Below are 22,006 nucleotides of genomic sequence, written 5' to 3'. Positions count from 1 at the left end.
AAGCCGGTGACCATTGATGATGCCGCGATGATCGCGACGAGTTTCCCGGAATTCATGGGCCTGATGAAGGGGCTTGGGGCGGAGATCGGGTGAGAGTCGTGGCAACCAATAGCCTTGGCACGCTGGCGGGACAGCGCCCCCCTCTGTCCTGCCGGACATCTCCCCCACGAGGGGGGAGATTGGCAGCTTTGGTGCTCCGCTCGATTCTGCAACGTGGACGATTGGCGAAGGTCGCAATGATGGCCGATCTCCCCCCTCGTGGGGGAGATGTCCGGCAGGACAGAGGGGGGCGCGAAGGATCGCCACGCCTGCTCTTTTCGTTGGCCTGTCAATGACTCACACCTTCACCATCGCCATCGACGGTCCGGCCGGCGCCGGCAAGGGCACGCTGGCGCGACGGCTGGCCGACCACTACCGGCTGAACCTGCTCGACACCGGCCTCACCTACCGCGCCGTGGCCTATGCGCTCATCCAGCACGCGCTGCCGCTCGACAATGTCTCGGCGGCCGAAACCGCTGCCCGACAGGTCGATCTGGCCAAGCTCGATCGGACGGTGCTGTCGGCGCATGCGGTCGGCGAGGCGGCCTCGAAGGTCGCCGTGTATCCGACCGTGCGACGCATCCTGGTCGAAAAGCAGCGTGACTTCGCCAAGACGCCGCCGGGTGCGGTGCTCGATGGGCGCGATATCGGCACCGTCGTCTGCCCCGATGCCGACATAAAACTCTATGTGACGGCGAGTGCCGAGGTGCGCGCGAGGCGCAGGCTCAACGAGATCGAAAGCATCGGCGGCAACGCCAACTTCGCCGAAATCCTCGCCGATATCCAACGCCGCGACGAGCGTGACATGGGCCGCGCGGACTCGCCGCTGAAGCCGGCCGCCGACGCGCACTTGCTTGATACCAGCGAAATGGCTATAGAAGCCGCGTTTCTTGCAGCCATGGCGATCATCGACGACGTCTTGGCCAAAAGAGACAAGGCCTGATCCGGGTTTTCCCTCGTGTTTCCGTTGTCGGAGGCGAAGAAAATACCCATATCGGGCACGAACCAGCCTGCCAGCATTCTTCATGCGCCGGAATTGCCGCTTAAAGAGCGGCCCAGGGCTTTTGTAGCCCGGAACGCCGGCAGGCTAACGCAACGCTAACCCACGGCGCCCGTCCCGCTTGAGATGCGGGGCATCCAGGAGAAAATATGTCAGCTGCAAATCCCACTCGCGATGATTTCGCGAGCCTGCTCGAAGAATCATTTACCGCCGGCCATTCCGGCGAAGGCCAGGTCGTCAAGGGCATCATCACCGCCATTGAAAAAGACATGGCCATCATCGACGTCGGCCTCAAGGTCGAAGGCCGCGTGCCGCTGAAGGAATTCGGCGTCAAGGGCAAGGACACCACCCTCAAGGTTGGTGACACCGTCGAAGTCTATGTCGAGCGCATCGAAAACGCACTTGGCGAAGCGATGCTTTCCCGTGAGAAGGCCCGCCGCGAAGAGAGCTGGGTTCGTCTCGAAGAGAAGTTCACCAAGGGTGAGCGCGTCGAAGGCGTCATCTTCAACCAGGTCAAGGGCGGCTTCACGGTCGACCTCGACGGCGCCGTGGCCTTCCTGCCGCGCAGCCAGGTCGATATCCGCCCGATCCGCGACGTCTCCCCGCTGATGCACAACCCGCAGCCCTTCGAGATCCTCAAGATGGATCGCCGCCGCGGCAACATCGTGGTGTCGCGCCGCACCGTGCTCGAAGAGAGCCGCGCCGAACAGCGTTCGGAAATCGTGCAGAACCTCGAAGAAGGCCAGGTTGTCGAAGGCGTCGTCAAGAACATCACCGATTACGGTGCGTTCGTCGACCTCGGCGGCATCGACGGCCTGCTGCATGTCACCGACATGGCATGGCGCCGCGTCAACCATCCGACCGAAATCCTCAACATCGGTCAGACGGTCAAGGTGCAGATCATCCGCATCAACCAGGAAACCCACCGCATCTCGCTCGGCATGAAGCAGCTCGAGAGCGATCCGTGGTCCGAGATCGGCACCAAGTTCCCGATCGGCAAGAAGATCAAGGGCACCGTCACCAACATCACCGACTACGGCGCGTTCGTCGAGCTGGAGCCGGGCATCGAGGGTCTCATCCACGTTTCGGAAATGTCGTGGACGAAGAAGAACGTGCATCCCGGCAAGATCCTGTCGACGACCCAGGAAGTCGACGTGGTGGTGCTCGAGGTCGATCCGGCCAAGCGCCGCATCTCGCTCGGCCTCAAGCAGACGCTTGAGAATCCGTGGCAGGCTTTCGCCTCGAGCCATCCGGTCGGCAGCCAGGTCGAGGGCGAGGTCAAGAACAAGACCGAGTTCGGCCTTTTCATCGGCCTCGAAGGCGACGTGGACGGCATGGTCCACCTTTCCGACCTCGACTGGACCCGTCCGGGCGAGCAGGTCATCGAAGAGTACAATCGCGGCGACATGGTCAAGGCGCAGGTTCTCGACGTCGACATCGACAAGGAGCGCATCTCGCTCGGCATCAAGCAGCTGGCCAAGGATACGGTCGGCGAAGCGGCGACTTCAGGCGAACTGCGCAAGAACGCGGTCGTCACCTGCGAAGTCACCGGCATCAAGGATGGCGGTCTGGAAGTGCGGCTGGTCGACAGCGGCATCGAGACCTTCATCAAGCGCAACGACCTCAGCCGTGACCGTGACGAGCAGCGCCCCGAGCGCTTCTCGGTCGGCCAGAAGCTCGATGCCCGCGTCATCGCCTTCGACAAGAAGACCCGCAAGCTGCAGGTCTCGATCAAGGCGCTGGAAATCGCCGAAGAGAAGGAAGCGGTCGCTCAGTACGGCTCGACCGACTCTGGCGCTTCGCTGGGCGATATCCTGGGTGCCGCGCTGAAGAAGCAGGGCAGCTAAGCCCTTCGCACCGCGAAGCCCTTCGCACAGGCTCGAAAACAAAACCCCGCCGGAGCGATCCGGCGGGGTTTTTCTTTGACCGAGCTAAAGGTTGGAAGGTTACGCCCTGCCGTAAAGCGGCACCAGCGTGCCGCTCATCGCCTGGTTGGCCGGCGAGGCAAAGTAGGCAATGGCTTCGGCGGCGGCTTCTAGGCTGACCCACTTGGTGACATCGGCATCCGGCATATCGGCGCGGTTTGCGGGCGTATCGAGCGTCGACGGCGCCACGGCATTGACCAGGATGCCCTTGTGCTTCAGCTCCTCGGCCATCGCCACCGTCATGGCTGCCACCGCCGCCTTACTGGCGGCGTAAGCGACCATGCCAGCGCCGCGCCGCGGATCGAGCCCGGCGCGCGCGGTGACGTTGACGATACGGCCCGCGGTATCCGACGACAGCATCGAGCGGATCGCGGCGCGGCAGCACAGGAAGGCGGTGCGCGCATTGGTGTCCATCATCTCGGCAAAGGACGCCGACTCGATCTTTTCAACAGGTGCCGAGGTGAAGCCGCCGGCCAGATGGATCGAGCCCCAGAGGCCCGGAACCTGGCTGTAGAACGCTTCGACCTTGGCGGGGTCCGAGAGATCGACGTTGTGCACCAGTTGGACACGGTCATGCGTGGTAAAGGGGAAATGCGTGGGGGCGGCAGCATGTGCGTTGGGCACATGGCAGATCGCGCCGTCGCTCAGCAGTTTGCCGACAACCGCACCGCCGAGCGCACCGGTCCCGCCGGTCACGACGATATGCTTGCCTTCAAGTGTTTCCGTCATCTTGGACGCTCCTGTCATTTTTTTATCGTTAGGTCGTTTCTGTGCCGCCGACGCGAAGCGTCGCGCCTTTTGCGCCATCACTCAATTGACATCTCGACATGGCAGTTGTCGCGTCTTTGCATGCGTCCGCCCACCGGTCAGCCGTGGGTCATGCCAGCCGGGACGGGAATCACGCGCCACTGATATTCAGTCAACCGTGATTTCGATGACGCGCGGCAGTCCGGTTGCCCGTGCGCGTTTCAGCGCGTCCGCCAGAGCGTCGATGTCGGCAAGCCGTTCGGCGCCGATGCCGTAGGCCTCGGCCAGCTTGCAGAAATCCGGCGGCGCCGGCGATACGCCAACGGGCTCGACGCCGACATCGAGCATCGAGGTTTCGATCTCGCGATAGCCTCTGTTATTCCAGACGACGAAGATGACCGGTGCCCGCGCGTCGAGTGCGGCGCCCAGTTCCGGCAGCGTGAACTGGAAGCCGCCGTCACCCGTGAGGCAGACGACCGGCGCATCGGGCACCGCAAGGGCGGCGCCGATCGCTGCCGGCGGGCCGTACCCAAGCGCGCCGAAGCCGGTAGCGGCATTGAACCAGCCGCCTGGCCGGTCATGGTCGTAGTAGAGGTTGGCGGCATAGATCGGCTGTGTCGAATCGCCGACGATGAGTGTCCCCGGCAAGGCGTCGCGGATCATCTCGACGGCGTGCACCTGCCCCTGCAGTGTCGGATTGAGTTCGGCAAAGGCTGCTATTCGTGTAGCAGCGGCGCGCGACGAACCGCCCTCGCTTGCCCGGACGTGGCCCGTTTCCAGAAGCAGCGCTTCGAGCGCCTCGGCGCAATCGGCCTGGATCGAAACCGTCGCCGGGCGGCGGGCAAGCTGGTCGGCGCCGATATCGATGCGGATCAGGTTGGCGGGCAAGACGAAGCCGCCATCGCTGTAGCCGTCATAGTCGGTCGGGCCGAATTCGGTACCGGCGGCAATCACCAGGTCGGCGTCGGCCATCAGCGCCCGCACCGCCTTCAGGCTGGGACTGGCCGGCACGCAAAGCGGATGACCATGCAGCAGGCCGCGCGCATTGGCGGTCTGGACGACCGGTGCTCCCAGACGTTCGGCCAGGCGCCGCAATGGCGCTTCGGCCCGTTTGGCGCCGCCGCCGACCAGGATCAGCGGGCGGCGCGCAGCGGCGATGAGTTTGGCAGCACTTGCAATTGCGACACCTTCCGGCGCGGGTGGCGTCACATTGCTCAGCATGGCAGCGATGCCCTCGGCCGGCTTTACCATGACGTCGGTCGGGATCTCGATATGCACCGGGCCGGGCCGCGCCGATGAAAACAGGGCGAAGGCCTGCGCCAGAGCTCCGGGCAATTCGCTGGCCTCGGTGACGCGCTGCGAAAACAGCGCCACCTTCTCCATCATGCCGCGCTGATCCGGCAGTTCATGCAGATGGCCCAGCCCCTTGCCCAGCGTCGACGTGGCGTTGACGCCTGATATGACCAGCATCGGCACCGAATCGGCGCGTGCCTGCCCCATGGCGGTGATGGTGTTGGTCAGCCCCGGTCCGGTGATGACGAAGGCGACGCCCGGCCTGCCGCTGGCGCGCGCGTAGCCATCGGCCATGAAGCCGGCGCCTTGTTCGTGGCGCGGCGTGACGTGGCGGATCTTCGAGCGCGCCAGCCCACGGTAGAGTTCGACCGTGTGCACGCCGGGAATGCCGAACACCGTGTCGACGCCATGGGCTTCGAGCAGCGAAATGAGCGCCTCGCCGACGGTGGATCCAATGACGGTCATTGGCGCAGCACCGGGCGCGTGAGGCAGGTCGGGCCGCCTTCGCAGGCGATACAGAGCGCATCCGCCTCGAAGGTGGAAACCACGCAGCCGGCCGCCTGCATGGCAGCCGCTGTCCTGGGAAAACCGGCAACGGCAATGACCTGGCGCGGCGCGGTCGGCAGCACGTTGAGGCTGAGCCCGTTGGAGGCGAAGAACTCGTCGGCATCGCCCTCGACCAGCTTGATGCCGCGCGCCCGCAGCATCTGGTAGAAGGCGGCCGGCAGCAGCGGCGCGTAGACCAGCGCCAGATCGTCGGCGAGCGGGCTGATCACCGACATCAGATGCAGGCAGGCTTCCTCGCCGTGCCAGAGCGGCAGGTCGAAACCGAAAACCGAAATGCCCTTGGGCGAGAGCAGGTTTGAAAGCTGCTGGATGCCGTCCTGGTTGGTGCGCACGCCACGGCCGACGGCCAGCGTGTTTGCATCGACCCAGACGCAGTCGCCGCCTTCCACCTGGCCCGGATCATCGATCCGGCCGAGAATGGGGATCCCCATGCGATTGTAAGCTGCCTCGTGCAGACCGGGCTCGGCCCGGCGCAGCGCCTTGCCCATCGAAAGGATAATCGCGCCATGATCGGTCATCAGCGACGGATCATGGGTGAAGACGGAATCGGCCAGCCCGTCATCAACGTCCGTCAACCATTCGATCTCGGCGCCGGAAGCCGCGACCATGCTGGTCAGCCGCTCATGCTGGGCCGCGGCCTTTTGTGGATCGAACCCCGGACCATAGTGCCATTCCTGTGCCCTGGCATGACGCATGGCGCTCGTGGCAGACCGCATCAGCACGCGTTTCAGGGGTCCGGCCATGGACTGCGACCCGTATGATTTGCCCACTAAATTCTCCCTGAACGTCGGTTGGCGCCACTAACCACTACAGCAAGCTGTGATCAATAGTCCAAAAACCATGGTTGACGGAGGCAAGCGGAACGGTCCATCCTGAGCATGGGAACTCTGTCCAGTGACGGGTAATGGGTAAAAGATACCAGCAGCGACGAGCTCGAACGCTCCGCGGAGCATCGAAGGAATGACGGCCACAAGCGCCGCATCAGGGATGACAGCGCAAAGCGCCGCACCCGCATTGAAGCATACGGCGCAGGACGGCGCCGCCGAAGCCATCCATGTCGAGAACCTGCACAAGAAGTTCGGTGAGCTGCATGTGCTGAAGGGCGTCTCTCTGTCGGCGCGCGACGGCGAGGTCATCGCCATCATCGGCGGCTCGGGCTCCGGCAAATCGACCCTGCTGCGCTGCATCAACTGCCTGGAAAACCCGACCAGCGGCATCATTCGCGTCAATGGCGAGGAGATCAAGCTCAAGGCCGACAGCCACGGTCACACCATTCCGGCCGACCGCAAGCAGATCGAGCGCATCCGCTCCAAGCTCGGCATGGTGTTCCAGAACTTCAACCTGTGGAGCCATATGACGCTGATCGAGAACGTCATCGAGGTTCCCGTGCATGTGCTTGGCGTCAAGCGCGATGTGGCGATCAGCGAGGCCGAGAAGCTGCTCGCCCGTGTCGGTCTGGCTGAAAAGCGCGACGTCTATCCGGCCTATCTGTCGGGCGGCCAGCAGCAGCGCGCCGCGATCGCGCGGGCGCTGGCCATCAATCCGCGCGTCATGCTGTTCGACGAGCCGACCTCGGCGCTCGATCCCGAGCTGGTCGGCGAGGTGCTGAAGGTGATCGGCGACCTGGCGCGCGAAGGCCGCACCATGGTGCTGGTCACCCACGAGATGAAGTTCGCCCGCGAGGTCGCGACGCATGTCGTCTATCTCTACAATGGATTGGTCGAGGAAGAAGGCCCGCCGGAGCAGATTTTCGGCACGCCCAAATCCGAAAGGCTGAAGCAGTTCATCCGCAACATCGGCTAGGACAGGCCGGGACGGAAGAAAACCGGGAACCAACAACAAACTGGGAGTCGTGACATGAAGACTGTTCTGAAGACATTCGCCGCAGCGCTGCTGCTGGGCGTCGCCGCGATGGGCGTGGCCAAGGCCGATCCGGTCAAGATCGGCGTCGCCGCCGAGCCTTATCCGCCCTTCACCTCGCCCGATGCTTCGGGCAAGTGGGTTGGCTGGGAGATCGACTTCATCGACGCCGTCTGCGCCGAGGAGAAGCTCGATTGCGTCATCACCCCGGTTGCCTGGGACGGTATCATCCCGGCACTGACGACCAAGAAGATCGACCTCATCGTCTCCTCGATGTCGATCACCGCCGAACGCGCGAAGACGATCGACTTCTCGGACAAGTACTATAACACGCCGACCGCGATCATCGGGCCGAAGGACCAGAAATTCGGCTCCGCTCCGGACGACCTCAAGGGCAAGATCGTCGGCGTGCAAGTGTCGACGGTGCACGCAGTCTACGCCAAGAAGCACTTTGGCAGCACAGCCTCCGAGATCAAGGAATACCAGACCCAGGACGAGGCCAACAACGATCTGGCCGCCGGCCGTCTCGACGCGGTGCAGGCCGATTCCATCGCGCTTGGCGAATTCCTCAAATCCGACCAAGGTAAAGCCTGCTGCGACCTGAAGGGCATGGTCGCTCCGGACGACGAGGTGCTCGGACCGGGCGTCGGGGCCGGTGTACGCAAGGAAGACACCGAACTGAAGGGCAAAATCAACGCCGGCATCAAGGCGATCCGCGCCAACGGCAAATATGACGAAATCTCGAAGAAGTATTTCGATTTCGACATTTACGGCGGCGGCGGCGCGCAGTCGAACTGACGATCCTCGCATGAGCTGTGGGGCATGGCGTCAGCGCCATGCCCCACCTGCTCGATCTTTCCCAGGCATGTTTGCCGTCGACGCAGCCGTCGGCGGTTAGCCAGCACTTCGGGGGCGACGCTGATCGACGCACTTCTTTCGGCCTCCGCGGCCGGCATCACCGAGCTTCTCTCGCCCTACCCGCCAGGCTGGGGCGGGGCGCTTCTGGTTGGGCTGCTGCATTCGATCGAGATCGCGCTGGGCGCCACGTGCCTCGGCCTTCTGATCGGCACCGGCGGGGCCTATGGCAAGCTTTATGGCGGGCCGGTGGTGCGCGATCTCCTGGCGGTCTACACCACCATCGTGCGCGCCGTGCCCGAACTGGTGCTGATCCTGCTGCTCTATTACGCCGGAACCGACCTGATCAATCAGGCGCTGACGGCCATGGGCTATCAGCGCGTCGACGTGAGCGGCCTTGCCGCCGGCATCGCCGTGCTCGGCTTCGTCCAGGGCGCCTATTCGACAGAGGTGATACGCGGCGCGATCCTGGCCATTCCGCAGGGCCAGATCGAAGCCGCCCGCGCCTATGGCATGTCTCCGGGCCTGATGTTGCGGCGCATCACCTTGCCGTCAATGCTGCCATTCGCCATACCGGGCCTCGCCAATCTCTGGCTGATCGCCACCAAGGACACCGCGCTACTGGCGGTCGTAGGCTTCTACGAGCTGGCGCTGGCAACGCGGCAGGCAGCGGGCGTCACCAAGGCCTATTTCACCTTCTTTTTCGCGGCGGGCGTGCTCTATCTGCTTTTGTCGCTGTTCTCCAACCTCATCATCGGCCGGGTCGAGACCTGGTCGCGGCGCGGCATGCCTTCGCTCAAGGAGGCGCGCTGATGGCCAACGAGGCGGCCATCATCAACGTCGTCGCGCGAACGTCGCTGTGGCTGCAGCCGCACCGCATCGTGCTGATCCTGATCGCACTGGGCCTTGTTCTGTCGGCGGCCTTTTTCATGCGCTGGGACTGGCTGCCGCAATACTATGAAATGGGCTTGATCGGCATCTGGCGCTCGCTGTGGATCTTGGCCGTCACCTGCGTGCTGGGCTTCCTGCTGGCCGTGCCGCTTGGCCTGGCGCAGGCCGCCGGCCCGTTCTGGTTCGCCGCGCCCGCCAAGGTGTTCTGCACGGTGATCCGGGGCACGCCGCTGCTGATCCAGCTCTGGCTGCTCTATTACGGCCTGGGCTCGCTGTTCCCGCAATATCCGTGGATCCGCGAATCCTGGATGTGGCCGTATCTCAGGCAAGCCTGGCCCTATGGCGTGCTGGCGCTGACCTTGTCGTTCGCCGGTTATGAGGGCGAGGTGATGCGCGGCGCCTTCGCCGGCGTGCCGAAGGGACAACTGGAGGCCGCCCGCGCCTTCGGCATGAGCCGCTGGAAGGCGTTCCGGCGCATCTGGCTGCCGCAAGCCATCTACCGGGCGCTGCCGACGCTGACCGGCGAGACCGTGCTGCAGTTGAAATCGACGCCGCTGGTGGCGACGATCAGCGTCATCGACATCTTCGCCGTCTCGTCCAAGGTGCGGCAGGACACCTACCTCACCTATGAACCCTTGCTGCTGCTGGCGCTGATCTACATGACGATCACCGGCATTCTGGTCTTCGCCCTCGGCAGGATCGAGGCGCGGATCCCCAACAAGATCGGCTAGCGAGGAGTGAGTAGCGAATAGAGAGTAGAAGCGGCTCGCCGCATCCTCTATTCACTACCCACTACCCCCTACTCACTTAAAGGCAGCCATGATGCAACTCAGTCTCGACCAGGCAAAAGGACTGTGCCGGATGGCGGCACTTGGCGCCGGCGCCAATGAGGAAGCGGCGCAATCGCTCACTGCTTCGATTATATCAGCCGAGGCCGAAGGGCTCTCCTCGGTCGGTCTGTCGCATTTCATCGACTATCTCGAGGCGCTGGAAGCCGGACGCATCGACGGTAATGCCGACCCGGTGATCACCCGGCCGGCGCTGGCGGTCTATCTCTCCGATGCACGCGGCGGGCTGGCGCATACCGGCTTCGACCGCACCATCGACGACCTCGCCAAGGCTGCAAAGCTGTTCGGTGTCGCCATCTTCTCGCAGAAGAACGCCTATACATGCGGCGCGCTCGGTTATTTCACCGGAAGGCTGGCAGCACTCGGGCTGGTGTCGTTCGCCGCCACCAACGGCCCGGCCGTGCTTGCCGGCTCGGGCTCGGTCAGGCCGGTCTACTGCACCAACCCGATGTCGTTTGCCGCGCCTGCCGCCGACGGGGCGCCGCTGGTCATCGACCAGTCGTCGAGCGCCACCGCTTTCGTCAACATCCGCAAAGCGGCCGAGGACGGCAAGACAATCCCGGAAGGCTGGGCGCTGGACGCCAGCGGCAATCCGACCACCGATCCGGCCGCCGCCATGAAAGGCGCCATGCTTGCCTTCGGCGGCCAGCGCGGCGCCAACATCGCGCTGATGGTCGAGGTGCTGGCGGCGGGCCTGTCGGGCGCCAACTGGTCGCTCGACGCGCCATGGTTCAGCGGCGGACCGGACAGCCCCGGCACCGGGCTGTTCGTGCTTGCCGTCGAGCCCAAGCTGCTCGACCCGGATTTCGAGCAACGAATGAGAGACCAGCTCGACCGGCTGCGGCGGCGCTTCGGCGTGCATGTGCCGGGCCGTGCCCGCGCAGAGGCCGCCGAGAAGGCGCAAGCGCGCGGCATCACCGCGTCCAAGGCGGTGGTGCAGCGCATTTCCGAATTCGCCGCACGCTATTCCTCCTGAATACCCGTTAAATATCAAATAGTTATCTGAAATTCGCCCGCTGCAGGCGCGGCGCGGTGCGATTTTTTTTGCGCGCCGCTGAACCTTTCCGCGCATCGCAGCGACACAGCTTTGTCCAGGGCAAGGCGAGCTTGCCCGATCCACACCGGGGGAAGCAGCAAACCGAAATCGAAAGCCTGCATCACGCGAAGGCCGGTCCTTCGCGCCTCGGAAAACTCAACCCAAATCAAAGGAAATTGTCATGACCAACACCAAGATCACCATGCTGACCGCCGTCCTCCTTCTCGGCTCGTTCATGGGTGCCACACAGGCAGCCAGTCTGAAGGCCGCGCCGGTCAAGCCGTCCAGCCCGGGTGTCATCACTGCCCCGAGCGGCGGCGCCACCGAAGATCACTACTGCAAGAACGGCCACGCAAAATTCGCCAATTGCAGCGCCGATTTCGTCGCCGCTTGCAAGAAGGTTGGTGGCACCATGTCGGATGTTCAGGGCTGGGGTGGGCGTACTTGCTTCACGCCCTCCTGATACCGTCTCAGGTCAGGCCGCTCCGTCGGCCCCTGACTTCGCATGGATGTGACCCGGAAAACCCCGCTTCGGCGGGGTTTTCTGCGTTTGATCGCACGATGGGTAAAACATTCTTATTCAGGTCAACTTTTGTTTATTTGACTTCGACCAACCCGATCGGCCGTTTGCGCTGATTGAGCAAAACAGAGGAGCTATAATGTCGGCAAGCACAGACAATCCCCGCAACGCCCTTGTCATCCCGGTCCTTGGCAGGTTTTACGCGGCTCTGCACGATGGTGCCGAAACCGCTCTTCGCATCGTCGCCGGTGGATTTCTCGCCATCCATGGTTCGCAGAAGATCACCAATCCTTTCGGCGCAGCCGAGATGGTCGAGGGTCTCGGCTTCTATCCGGGCGCGTTGTGGTCGTTGCTTCTGGCCTGCACTGAATTCTTCGGCGGCATCTTCATCGCCATCGGGTTTTTGACACGGCCTGCCGCCTTTGCCGGCCTGTTCGTGCTGCTGGTCACGGTCTGGTTCCACTGGGTCACGATGGGACAAGGTTATTCGGGCGCGGAAAAGTCGCTGCTGTGGGCGGCGATCCTGCTCTTCTTCGTCATTCGCGGCGGCAACCGCCATTCGGTCGACGCCCGTATCGGCAAAGCGTTCTGACAGGCTGATAGCGACGACGCGTCGCCCTTTGCCTTTGGCGCGAAACGGATTATGAAACGGCTTCAGCCAAGCTTGCGAGCGCCGGAGCCAGCCATGACCGAAATCCTGCAGACCCCAAAGCTCGTCGTCGTCTTTGGCGGGTCAGGCTTTGTCGGCCGCCATGTCGTGCGCGCGTTGGCCAAGCGCGGCTATCGCATTCGGGTCGCCTGCCGGCGGCCCGATCTCGCCGGCCATCTGCAGCCGCTCGGCAATGTCGGCCAGATCCAACCGGTGCAGGCCAATGTGCGCGTGCGCTGGTCGGTAGACCGCGCCGTTCAAGGCGCCGACCATGTCGTCAATCTGGTCGCCATCCTGCATGAGAGCGGGCGCCAAAAATTCTCCGCCGTGCACGAATTCGGCGCCCGCGCGGTGGCCGAAGCCGCGCGCTCGGTGGGCGCCGGCCTGACTCACATTTCTGCGCTTGGCGCCGATCTGGACTCCGAATCAGACTACGCGCGCACCAAGGCGCTTGGCGAAAAGGCCGTGCTGGAGACGATCAAGGACGCCGTGATCTTCCGGCCGTCGATCAATTTCGGACCCGAAGACGGCTTCTTCAACCGCTTCGCCAACATGGCGCGCTATTCGCCGGTGCTGCCGCTGATCGGCGGCGGCCAGACCAAATTCCAGCCGGTCTATGTCGGCGACGTCGCCGAAGCGGTGGCGCGCTCGGTCGACGGCAAGGTCGATGGCGGCCAGATCTATGAACTTGGTGGACCGAAGGTGCTCACCTTCAAGGAGTGCATGGAAGAGCTGCTCGAAGTGATCGAGCGCAAGCGCCTGCTGGTGCCGGTGCCGTGGTGGGTGGCCAACATCCAGGCATCGATCCTTGGCCTGTTGCCCAATCCGCTGCTGACCAAGGACCAGGTGATGCAGTTGCGCGAGCACAACGTCGTTTCGGACGCCGCCAACAAGACCAACAGGACGCTTGCGGGGCTCGGCATCCAGCCGCAATCGATCGCGACGATCCTACCCAGCTATCTCTGGCGCTACCGCGCCGCCGGCCAGTTCCAGCAACGCAAGCCGGTCGCGTAGTTTCCAGAGGGTCTTACCCCCTTAACGACGGCGCGGCGTGACCCGCATCGGCAAGCCGCCTTGCGGCTGCGTGGTGAGTTTCTGTACCGGCCAGGGTTTCGTTTCGGCGGTGGTGTCGAAGCGGAAGCGCGACAGCATGATCGCCAGCGCGATGATCGCCTCCTGCATGGCGAAGCTGGCGCCGATGCAGACGCGCGGGCCGGCGCCAAACGGCAGATACTGGAAGCGGTCGATCTTTTCGCGATTTCCCGGGTGGAAGCGCTCCGGCAGGAAGGCATCCGGCCGGTCCCACAGTTTCCTGTGGCGATGCACGACCCAGGGCATCACCAGCACCGCAGCGTGCTTGGGGATATGAAGATCCTTCCACATTTCCGGTTCGATCGGCTCGCGGTTGATCGACGGTGCCGGCGGATAGAGCCTGAGCGCTTCGTCGAAAGCCGCACGCGTGAACGGCATGGCATCGAGCCATTTCGTCGGATCGGGCTCGCGCGCCAGCACCTGGTCGATCTCCTGCTCGACCCGGTTGCGCTCCCACGGCGATTCCGCCAGGCAATAGAGCGTCCAACCCAGAGCCCGCGCGGTCGTCTCATGGCCGGCGCCGATAAAGGTGATGATGTTGTCCTCGACCTCGGCCCGCGTCAGTCCGTCGGGTCCCTCGGCCTTGAGCAGCAGCGTCAGGAAATCCTGCGGCACGGCATCTGGATTGCGCTTGATTTTCGCTTCGCGCATCTTGACCGTGTCGGTGACGATCTTGCGGAAATAGGCCATGGTCTTGCGGCCGCGGATGCGGGTCAGCCTCGGCAGCCAGTCGGGCGCGCGCAACAGATCGAGCGGATCGACGCGACCCATGGTCTCGAACAGGCGGTCGATCTCGTTGGCGAAACTGCCGGGCTCGCCTGATATCTCGCCGGAAAACAGCGTCTCGGCGAGGATGTCGTAGGTGAGCAGCGTCATGTCATGGGCGATGTCAGACGTGCCGCCGTCTTCGTAACGGGTGACGAAGTCCTGCGTGCGCCTCAGCATCGGCTGGGCGAAGCCGAAGATGTGGCGCGGCGTGAACACCGGCGCCATCGCCTTGCGCGACCGCTTCCAGACCTCGCCCTCGGCGGTCAGCAGGCCGTCGCGCAGGATCGGCCGCAGGATCTTCTGGCGCACCGTCGCCATCTTGTAGTTCCTGGCGTTGTCGACCAGCACGTGACGGATCAGACCGGGATCGTTGGCAACGATCAGATGTCCGCCAACGCCACTCGCCGAAATCCAGGGTTCGTTGTAGGTATGCTCACCCCACAATTCGAGCGGGTTGCGGTAGACGATGCGGATCATCTCCAGCGTCGAGGGCGGCGTCGTGCGCGGCTTCGGCGCCGGGGGAACGAAGGGGGCGGGCTGGATGTCCATGGGTTGCTCCGCTGATACCCCAATGTAGTGGCTGGTGATGCGGGCGTCTATGTGACCGAAAGGCAGGCGCATGTGTGCGGCCCGAGTGGTCACGGCAGACGACCCGTTCAGCCGATTGTGACCGCCTCCATGGCGCCGCCGCCTTGCCCGCGGCCGTGCTCTGCCATAGGTCACAGTCACCAACATATACCGCCAATAAAAGGGTCCGCCTTGAAGCACCAGTTGAACATCATCATCGGCAGCACGCGGCCAGGCCGCGCCGGACCGATTTTTGCCGAGTGGCTGGAGGGGTTCGCGCGTGAGCATGGAAAATTCGAGCCGGTGCTGACCGACATCGATACGTTCAAGCTTCCGGTGCTGGACGAACCGCATCATCCAAGGCTCGGCAACTATCAGAACGACCATACCAAAGCCTGGTCCAAGGCGATCGACGCCGCCGATGCCTTCGTCTTCGTGGCGCCGGAATACAATTATTTCGTGGCGCCGGCGATCGTCAACGCGATCGACTATCTCTCGCGCGAATGGAAGTACAAGCCAGCCGCCATTTTCAGCTACGGCGGCGTCTCCGGCGGCCTGCGCGCGGCGCAAGCGCTGAAGCCGCTGCTGACCTCGGTGGGCGTCATGCCGATCTCGGAAGGCGTCGCCCTGCCTATGTATCAGAAACTGCTCGACGAGAACGGCGCTTTCAACGCCAGCGAACAGGTGCAGGGCGGAGCCAAAACCATGCTCGAAGAGTTGTCGCGCTGGAGCGAGGCGTTGAAGCCGATGCGGGCTGCCTGAAAGCGCTGGTTTTCCGCAAAAAGCCCGGCTTGCTCATGCCATAATGAGGTGGAATGTTCGCGCAGATGGACAAGCCGGGGGGCGGTTCGACTTGCGTTTGCTTTTTGCCTTGCTGCTGATGCTCATGAGCACCGCCGCCGCGGTGGCTGAGCGGCGCGTGGCCTTGATCCTAGCCGACGACGACTACCGCCTGATCCGGCCGCTTGCCAATCCGGTCCATGACGGCGAGGCGATGGCAGCGGCGCTGAAGAAGCTCGGCTTCGAGGTCGTCCTCGAAACCAACCGCGCCTTGCGGCGCATGCGCCGCGCACTCGACGATTTTCGCCAGGATGCCAAAGGCGCCGATGTGGCCCTGGTCTATTTCTCCGGCCATGGTGTCGAAATCTCGGGCGACAACCGGCTGCTGCCGGTCGATGCCGACGCCTCCTCGCTCGATGCGCTGGAGAAGACCAGCTTGCCGCTGGAGGAGGTGCGCGATACCGTGGCCGCCACGGCCAAGGTCGGCCTGATCATGCTCGACGCCTGCCGCAGCGATCCGTTCTCGGGCCCGGTAGGCGACGGGCGCGGCGCGACCTCGCTGGTCAAGGATGTCGCGGAAAAAGTCCGGCCGGGTCTTGGGCGAATTGGCCGTGCGGAAAACATCCTGTTCGCCTTCTCGGCAGCACCCGGCGAGACGGCGGCCGACGGAACCGGCCAGAACTCGCCGTTCACGACAGCTCTGACCAAATATCTCGGCACCGACGGGCTTGAGATCCGCTCGGTGCTGACGCTGGTGCAGCAGGAGGTCTACGATTTGTCGCGGGGCAGGCAGCTGCCCTATGTCGAGAGCGGCCTGCCGAAGCTGTTCTTTGCGGCGGCCGCCAAGGAACAGTTGCCCGAGCGCGAACGTTTGCTGCTTGCCATGGCCGACGTGACGCCGGAAATGCGCGGTGAGGTCGAGCAGGTCGCCAGCGATGCCGACATGCCGCTGGCGCCGCTCTATGGCGCGCTGATCAGCTCGGACGCCAGCCACCTTTCGGCGGACAGCCTGAGTGCCAGGCTGCGAGAGGCGGCCGACGCCTTCGTCAAGGTGCGCGGCGAAATGAGGACGCTCGCCTCCGATGATCCGCAGGTGGCGGAGCTGCGCCGGCAGGCCGAGGAGCAGCTTTCGCTCGGTGCCTTCGATGGCGCCCGCGCCATCCTCGCAAAGGCCGCCGACATCGACAATGTTTCGCGCAACGCCTTGAAGGCCAACTTCGTCAACCGCACGCTGTCCGAGGCGGCGACGCGTTTCCTGTCCGGCGGTGCGGCGCGCGCCGACCTCGACTACGCCACGGCCATCAAGGATTATGAATCGGTCCTGGCCCTTTACGGTGAGGCCGGGCAGACCGGTCTGACCCTGGACCAGGCCGACCGCCAGATCCGCACGCTGGACGAACTCGGCAAGCTCTACACCCTTGTCGGCAACACCGATGCGGCAGGCCGCGCCTTTGCAGCGCTGGTATCCAATCTCGAGCTGCGTTCGGCCCGGGAAACCGACCCGAGCGTCAAGCGCGATTTTGCCGTCAGCCACATCAAGCTCGGCAACATCAAGCTGGCGCAAGGAGACCTGCCGGAAGCGCTGGAAAACTATCAGACCGCCAGAACCATGCTCAGGGATTTGACCGCTGCCGAACCCGATCGGCTGTCATGGCTCGGTGACTTCGCCATGGCCGACGACAAGATCGGCAATGTGCTTGTAACGCAAGGCGATCTGGCTGGGGCCTCGCAAATCTACCAGGAAGGCCTGTCGGTCAAGAAGCAGCTTGCCGACAACGAGCCCGAGCGCGCCGAACTGCAGCGCGACCTGACCATCAGCTATGACGAGATCGGTGCACTGGCGCGTACCGCTGGCCAGTTGGACAACGCCCAGCTGGCCTACGAGGAGAGCCTGAATATCCGATTGGCATTGGCCGAAAAGAAGCCGCAGGATGCCGAACGACAGCGCGATGTGTCGGTCAGCCATGATACGATCGGCGACCTCAAGCGCGAGCGCGGCGATGCGGCGGGCGCACTCGCGTCCTATAAAGCGGGCCATGCGATCGTCGAGCAGCTGGTGGGCCGCGACCCCGACAACAGCGAGCTGAAGCGCGACTTGTCTGTCGGCAACGCAAAAATCGGCAATGCGCTGAGCGACCAGGAGGACTGGCCGGCAGCCCTCGCCGCCTACGGGCAAGCGCTCTCGATAGCCCGCGTCCTGGCCGCCAGTGACCCCGCCAACACCGACTGGCAACGCGACCTTTCGGTCAGCCTGGAGAAGGTCGCCGGCATTCTGGCGATACAGGGCGACCGCGCCGGAGCGCTCAACGCCTATACAGACAGTTTCGCTATCGCCGACCGACTGGCCGAGCTCGATCCTGCCAATGCCGACTGGCAACGCGACCTGTCGATCACGCTGTCCGAGATCGGCATGCTCAAGGCCAGGCAGCGCGACGTCAAAGGCGCGCGGCAGGCTTTCCAGGACAGCCTCGACATCCGCCAGCGGCTTGCTGAGGCAGATCCGAACAACGCCACCTGGCAGCGCGACCTGGTGGTTGCCATGATCGACTACGCTCAGGTCGCCAAGAACCCAAGGACGGTGCTTTTGCAGGCGCTCGACATGACGCTGGAGCTCGACCGCAGCGGGCGGCTGGCGCCGCGATACAAGTTCATGATCAAGTTTCTCAAGGACCGTCTGGCCAAAGTGAAATAGGGCTTGGCGAGAGCCTGTCATGGACAGCCGGCTCATTCCCCGTGAAATGCCTGCAAACCTTGGAAAAACCGCCTTTTGCGCCTATATCTAGTCGATATCAGAGGCGCGATTCGGCGCGGATTTTTTGCGCTGTGCAAGCGGCATCCAGACAACAGGTTTTCATGAGCGATCAGATCGACAACAACAACGGCGCTGAAGCCGAATACGGCGCCGATTCCATCAAGGTTTTGAAGGGGTTGGATGCTGTCCGCAAACGCCCCGGAATGTATATCGGCGATACTGACGACGGCTCGGGCCTGCATCATATGGTCTATGAAGTGGTCGACAACGCCATCGACGAGGCGCTGGCCGGTCACGCCGACCTCGTCACCGTGACGCTCAACCCCGATGGTTCGGTCACTGTGATCGACAATGGCCGCGGAATTCCGACCGATATCCACACCGGAGAAGGCATTTCGGCGGCCGAAGTGATCATGACGCAGCTGCATGCCGGCGGCAAGTTCGACCAGAATTCCTACAAGGTCTCGGGCGGCCTGCATGGCGTCGGCGTCTCGGTGGTCAACGCGCTGTCGGCATGGCTAAAGCTGAAAATCCGCCGCAACGGCCAGATCTTCGAGATGAGTTTCACGCATGGCAATGCCGACGCACCGCTGAAGGCGACCGGCAGCTATGAGCAGGACAAGCAGCCGGGCACCTATGAGGGCCGCAGCGGCAGCCAGATCACCTTCTTCCCGTCGGCTGAGACCTTCACCATGGTCGAGTTCGACTTCGGCACGCTCGAACACCGGCTGCGCGAGCTTGCCTTCCTCAATTCCGGCGTGCGCATCATTTTGACCGATGCCCGTCACGCCGATGTCGTGCGCCATGAGCTGCACTATGATGGAGGCCTCGAAGAATTCGTCAAATATCTCGACCGGGTCAAGAAACCACTGATCGACAAGCCGATCGCCATCAAGGCCGAGCGCGACGGCATCACCGTCGAAGTGGCTATGTGGTGGAACGACAGCTACCACGAGAACGTGCTGGCTTTCACCAACAACATCCCGCAGCGCGATGGCGGCACGCATCTGGCCGGCTTTCGCGGCGCGCTGACGCGTCAGATCACCGGCTATGGCGAATCCTCTGGGCTGACCAAGAAGGAAAAGGTCTCGCTGATCGGCGACGATTGCCGCGAGGGCCTGACGGCGGTGCTGTCGGTCAAGGTTCCAGATCCGAAATTCTCCTCGCAGACCAAGGACAAGCTGGTCTCGTCGGAAGTCCGTCCTGTCGTCGAAGGCCTGGTCAACGAAGCGCTCGGCACCTGGCTTGAAGAACACCCGAGCGAAGGCAAGGTAGTCGTCGACAAGGTGATCCAGGCCGCGGCGGCGCGCGAAGCGGCGCGCAAGGCGCGCGATATCACCCGCAAGAGCTCGCTCGGCGTCACTTCCCTGCCCGGCAAACTGGCCGACTGCCAGGAACGCGACCCGGCGAAATCCGAAATCTTCATCGTCGAGGGTGATTCCGCCGGTGGCTCGGCCAAAGGTGGGCGTTCGCGCCAGAACCAGGCAATCCTGCCGTTGCGCGGCAAGATCCTCAATGTCGAGCGGGCGCGCTTTGACCGCATGCTCGGCTCCGACATGATCGGCACGTTGATCACGGCGCTCGGCACCTCAATCGGCAAGGATGAGTTCAACGCCGACAAGCTGCGCTACCACAAGATCATCCTGATGACCGACGCCGACGTCGACGGCGCCCACATCAGAACCTTGCTGCTGACCTTCTTCTTCCGGCAGATGCCGGAGCTGATCGAGCGCGGCCATCTCTACATCGCCCAGCCGCCGCTCTACAAGGTAACGCGCGGCAAGAGCTCGCAATACATCAAGGACGAGAGCGCGTTCGAGGAGTTCCTGATCGGCTCGGGGCTGGAGGAAGCATCGCTGACGCTCGGCTCGGGCGAGGTTCGCATCGGACAGGACCTGCGTGGAGCCATCGACGACGCCCTGGCGGTGCGCCAGCTGATCAACGGCCTGCACACGCGCTACAACAGAGGCGTCGTCGAGCAGGCGGCGATCGCCGGCGGGCTGAACCCGGACGTGTTCACCGATCTCGGCCGCGCCAACGCCATGGCGGAGCGGATTGCAAAGCGCCTCGACATCATCGCCGAGGACACCGAGCGCGGCTGGACCGGCCGCATGTCGACCTCGAACGAGGGTGTCGGCGGCTATGTGTTCGAGCGCACGGTGCGCAGCGTCAAGGAATACGCGCATCTCGACCTGGCGCTGATCAATTCGGCCGACGCACGCCAACTCGACCGCTACGCACAGCGCCTCAGCGAGGTCTACGGGTCGCCGCCGGTGCTGCGCCGCAAGGATGTCTCCGAAACCATCTCGGGGCCGCTGGCGATGCTCAATGCCGTCTTTGCAACCGGCCGCAAGGGCCTGACCATGCAGCGCTACAAGGGTCTCGGCGAGATGAACGCCGAACAGCTGTGGGAAACCACGCTCGATCCGAACGTGCGCTCGCTGCTGCAGGTCAAGGTCAATGACGCGACCGACGCGGACAGCCTGTTCTCGCGACTGATGGGCGACGAGGTCGAACCGAGGCGCGAGTTCATCCAGGACAACGCGCTGTCGGTCGCCAATCTGGATATCTGATCTGGACACTAATGTGAATTGGCGCGCTGCGGCGCCAATTGTTCCACCGGCGACAACAAAATCATTTTACAACGCGCCGGAACGGAAGTCCCTGCGGAACATTGTGACAACATCGATCACAATTCTGACAGGAGGCCTTCATGGGACGCGGCATTTTGCTCTGGTTGCTCGGCATACCGATCCCGATCATCATTCTGATCATGCTGTTCGTACGATAGGGGGCAGTTATGCAGTCCACCCTGTCGGCTGTCGACGTTTCCACTTCAACAGAATCCTCCTCCACCGCCGTCAGTTGGGGACCGATCATCGCCGGAGCCTTCGCGGCCTCGACGCTGACCTTCATCCTCATGCTGCTCGGTTCGGGGCTGGGACTGACCATGGTATCGCCATGGTCGGGATCCGGCGCATCTGTCACCACTTTCGCGGCGTCCACCGCGATCTGGCTTGTCATCGTGCAATGGCTCTCCTCGGGTGTCGGAGGCTATCTTGCCGGGCGCCTGCGTGCCAAATGGGTCGGCATCCACACCGATGAAGTCTATTTCCGGGACACCGCACACGGCTTTCTTGCCTGGGCGCTGGCCACCTTGCTCGTCGTCGGCGTGCTTGGCTCTGCCCTTTCCGCAGCGATCGGTTCAGGCGTGCAGGCGGTGTCCACCGTCGCGTCTGGCGCTGCCATGGGCGCATCGGCAGGGGCTTCGGCCAATGCCGGCAGCGCATCGGTGGACAATGCGACATCCTACCTGGTGGATTCACTGTTCCGCCCGGCTGACCCGGGCAAGCCTGCAGCCGCCAATCCGGACAGCGATGCGGCTGCGACCGGGCAGGCCTCGCGCATCCTGATCGCCGGTGCAGCGGCAGGCGAAGTTTCGGCCGACGACAAGACCTATCTGTCGCAACTCGTCGCCGCCCGCACCGGTCTTTCGGAAGCAGATGCCAAGGCGCGGGTGGATGCGATCATCGCCAGGGCGCAGGACGCCAAGGTCAAGGCGCAGGAGGCTGCCGACACCGCCAGGAAGGCTGGCGCTACCTTCGCGCTCCTTGGTGCGCTGTCACTGGTGATCGGCGCCTTCATCGCCAGTGCCGCCGCGGCCCTTGGAGGCAAGCAGCGCGACGATGAGGAAGCGGTTTTTATCACCAGCCGCTGAACTGCACTTGCGCCGACAAAGCCACTCCGGCCCGCCCGGAGTGGCTTTGCTTTGAAGTTGTCGCGCGGCGCTGCCTCGACCCCGTGCGCTGAAGTCCGT

18 protein-coding genes are annotated in these 22,006 nt (G+C 63.7%); 14 read left to right on the top strand and 4 right to left on the bottom strand.

Annotation, left to right across the window (positions count from 1 at the left end):
- Nucleotides 1-331: 331 nt before the first annotated feature.
- Both cmk and rpsA read left to right on the top strand, forming a co-directional pair.
- A complete protein-coding gene (cmk, locus tag EOA16_RS18625; protein ID WP_127259582.1) occupies nt 332-982 on the top strand; it encodes a (d)CMP kinase in 651 nt (216 codons plus the stop codon).
- A 206-nt stretch (nt 983-1,188) separates the two neighbouring features.
- Nucleotides 1,189-2,886 carry a 30S ribosomal protein S1 gene (rpsA, locus tag EOA16_RS18620; RefSeq protein WP_127259581.1) on the top strand — a complete coding sequence of 566 codons (1,698 nt, stop codon included), beginning with the start codon at nt 1,189-1,191 and terminating at the stop codon, nt 2,884-2,886.
- Between the two features lie 99 nt (nt 2,887-2,985).
- Here the strand turns inward: rpsA and EOA16_RS18615 are convergent, their stop codons facing one another.
- The 3 genes from EOA16_RS18615 to EOA16_RS18605 form a co-directional block, all read right to left on the bottom strand.
- Nucleotides 2,986-3,693: an SDR family NAD(P)-dependent oxidoreductase gene (locus EOA16_RS18615; protein ID WP_127259580.1), complete on the bottom strand. Its 708-nt coding sequence runs from the start codon at nt 3,691-3,693 to the stop codon at nt 2,986-2,988.
- A 186-nt stretch (nt 3,694-3,879) separates the two neighbouring features.
- On the bottom strand, nt 3,880-5,469 hold the full coding sequence (locus EOA16_RS18610; protein WP_127259579.1) for a 5-guanidino-2-oxopentanoate decarboxylase: 1,590 nt from the start codon (nt 5,467-5,469) through the stop codon (nt 3,880-3,882).
- Nucleotides 5,466-6,314: an arginine deiminase family protein gene (locus EOA16_RS18605; RefSeq protein WP_127259578.1), complete on the bottom strand. Its 849-nt coding sequence runs from the start codon at nt 6,312-6,314 to the stop codon at nt 5,466-5,468. The genes EOA16_RS18610 and EOA16_RS18605 overlap by 4 nt, the downstream gene beginning before the upstream one ends.
- Before the next feature lie 244 nt (nt 6,315-6,558).
- Here EOA16_RS18605 and EOA16_RS18600 point away from each other — a divergent pair, with 244 nt between their 5' ends.
- The 8 genes from EOA16_RS18600 to EOA16_RS18565 all read left to right on the top strand — a co-directional run bounded on the left by EOA16_RS18600 (nt 6,559) and on the right by EOA16_RS18565 (nt 13,244).
- Nucleotides 6,559-7,374, top strand: coding sequence for an ABC transporter ATP-binding protein (locus EOA16_RS18600; RefSeq protein ID WP_127259589.1), 816 nt, complete (start codon nt 6,559-6,561; stop codon nt 7,372-7,374).
- Nucleotides 7,375-7,428: 54 nt separating this feature from the next.
- Nucleotides 7,429-8,229, top strand: coding sequence for a transporter substrate-binding domain-containing protein (locus EOA16_RS18595; protein WP_023811511.1), 801 nt, complete (start codon nt 7,429-7,431; stop codon nt 8,227-8,229).
- Between the two features lie 156 nt (nt 8,230-8,385).
- Nucleotides 8,386-9,099: an ABC transporter permease gene (locus EOA16_RS18590; protein ID WP_206517344.1), complete on the top strand. Its 714-nt coding sequence runs from the start codon at nt 8,386-8,388 to the stop codon at nt 9,097-9,099.
- Complete coding sequence (locus EOA16_RS18585; protein WP_127259576.1) at nt 9,099-9,908, top strand: ABC transporter permease; 810 nt, start codon at nt 9,099-9,101, stop codon at nt 9,906-9,908. Before EOA16_RS18590 ends, EOA16_RS18585 begins: the two co-directional genes overlap by 1 nt.
- A 91-nt stretch (nt 9,909-9,999) precedes the next feature.
- Nucleotides 10,000-11,001: an Ldh family oxidoreductase gene (locus tag EOA16_RS18580; protein ID WP_164754314.1), complete on the top strand. Its 1,002-nt coding sequence runs from the start codon at nt 10,000-10,002 to the stop codon at nt 10,999-11,001.
- Between the two features lie 241 nt (nt 11,002-11,242).
- On the top strand, nt 11,243-11,524 hold the full coding sequence (locus tag EOA16_RS18575; protein WP_127259574.1) for a hypothetical protein: 282 nt from the start codon (nt 11,243-11,245) through the stop codon (nt 11,522-11,524).
- 196 nt (nt 11,525-11,720) lie between these two features.
- Nucleotides 11,721-12,173, top strand: coding sequence for a DoxX family protein (locus EOA16_RS18570; protein WP_127259573.1), 453 nt, complete (start codon nt 11,721-11,723; stop codon nt 12,171-12,173).
- A gap of 93 nt (nt 12,174-12,266) precedes the next feature.
- Complete coding sequence (locus EOA16_RS18565) at nt 12,267-13,244, top strand: complex I NDUFA9 subunit family protein (protein ID WP_127259572.1); 978 nt, start codon at nt 12,267-12,269, stop codon at nt 13,242-13,244.
- A gap of 21 nt (nt 13,245-13,265) precedes the next feature.
- Here the strand turns inward: EOA16_RS18565 and EOA16_RS18560 are convergent, their stop codons facing one another.
- Nucleotides 13,266-14,639, bottom strand: coding sequence for a cytochrome P450 (locus tag EOA16_RS18560; RefSeq protein WP_127259571.1), 1,374 nt, complete (start codon nt 14,637-14,639; stop codon nt 13,266-13,268).
- Between the two features lie 210 nt (nt 14,640-14,849).
- Here EOA16_RS18560 and EOA16_RS18555 point away from each other — a divergent pair, with 210 nt between their 5' ends.
- From EOA16_RS18555 to EOA16_RS18540, 4 genes are all read left to right on the top strand, one after another.
- Nucleotides 14,850-15,419 (top strand): NADPH-dependent FMN reductase, encoded by a 570-nt coding sequence (locus tag EOA16_RS18555; RefSeq protein WP_127259570.1) that lies wholly within the window; start codon nt 14,850-14,852, stop codon nt 15,417-15,419.
- A gap of 91 nt (nt 15,420-15,510) precedes the next feature.
- Nucleotides 15,511-18,129, top strand: a complete 2,619-nt coding sequence (locus EOA16_RS18550) for a caspase family protein (protein ID WP_127259569.1) — start codon at nt 15,511-15,513, stop codon at nt 18,127-18,129.
- 161 nt (nt 18,130-18,290) lie between these two features.
- Nucleotides 18,291-20,762: a DNA topoisomerase (ATP-hydrolyzing) subunit B gene (gene gyrB, locus EOA16_RS18545; RefSeq protein WP_127259568.1), complete on the top strand. Its 2,472-nt coding sequence runs from the start codon at nt 18,291-18,293 to the stop codon at nt 20,760-20,762.
- Between the two features lie 227 nt (nt 20,763-20,989).
- Nucleotides 20,990-21,907, top strand: coding sequence for a hypothetical protein (locus tag EOA16_RS18540; protein ID WP_127259567.1), 918 nt, complete (start codon nt 20,990-20,992; stop codon nt 21,905-21,907).
- The last annotated feature ends 99 nt before the right edge of the window (nt 21,908-22,006 follow it).

The sequence above is a fragment of the Mesorhizobium sp. M7A.F.Ca.US.008.03.1.1 genome (assembly GCF_003997495.1).
Lineage (GTDB): Bacteria > Pseudomonadota > Alphaproteobacteria > Rhizobiales > Rhizobiaceae > Mesorhizobium.
Note: the sequence above shows the minus strand (reverse complement) of the source record. Positions and strands in the feature narration are given on the sequence as shown.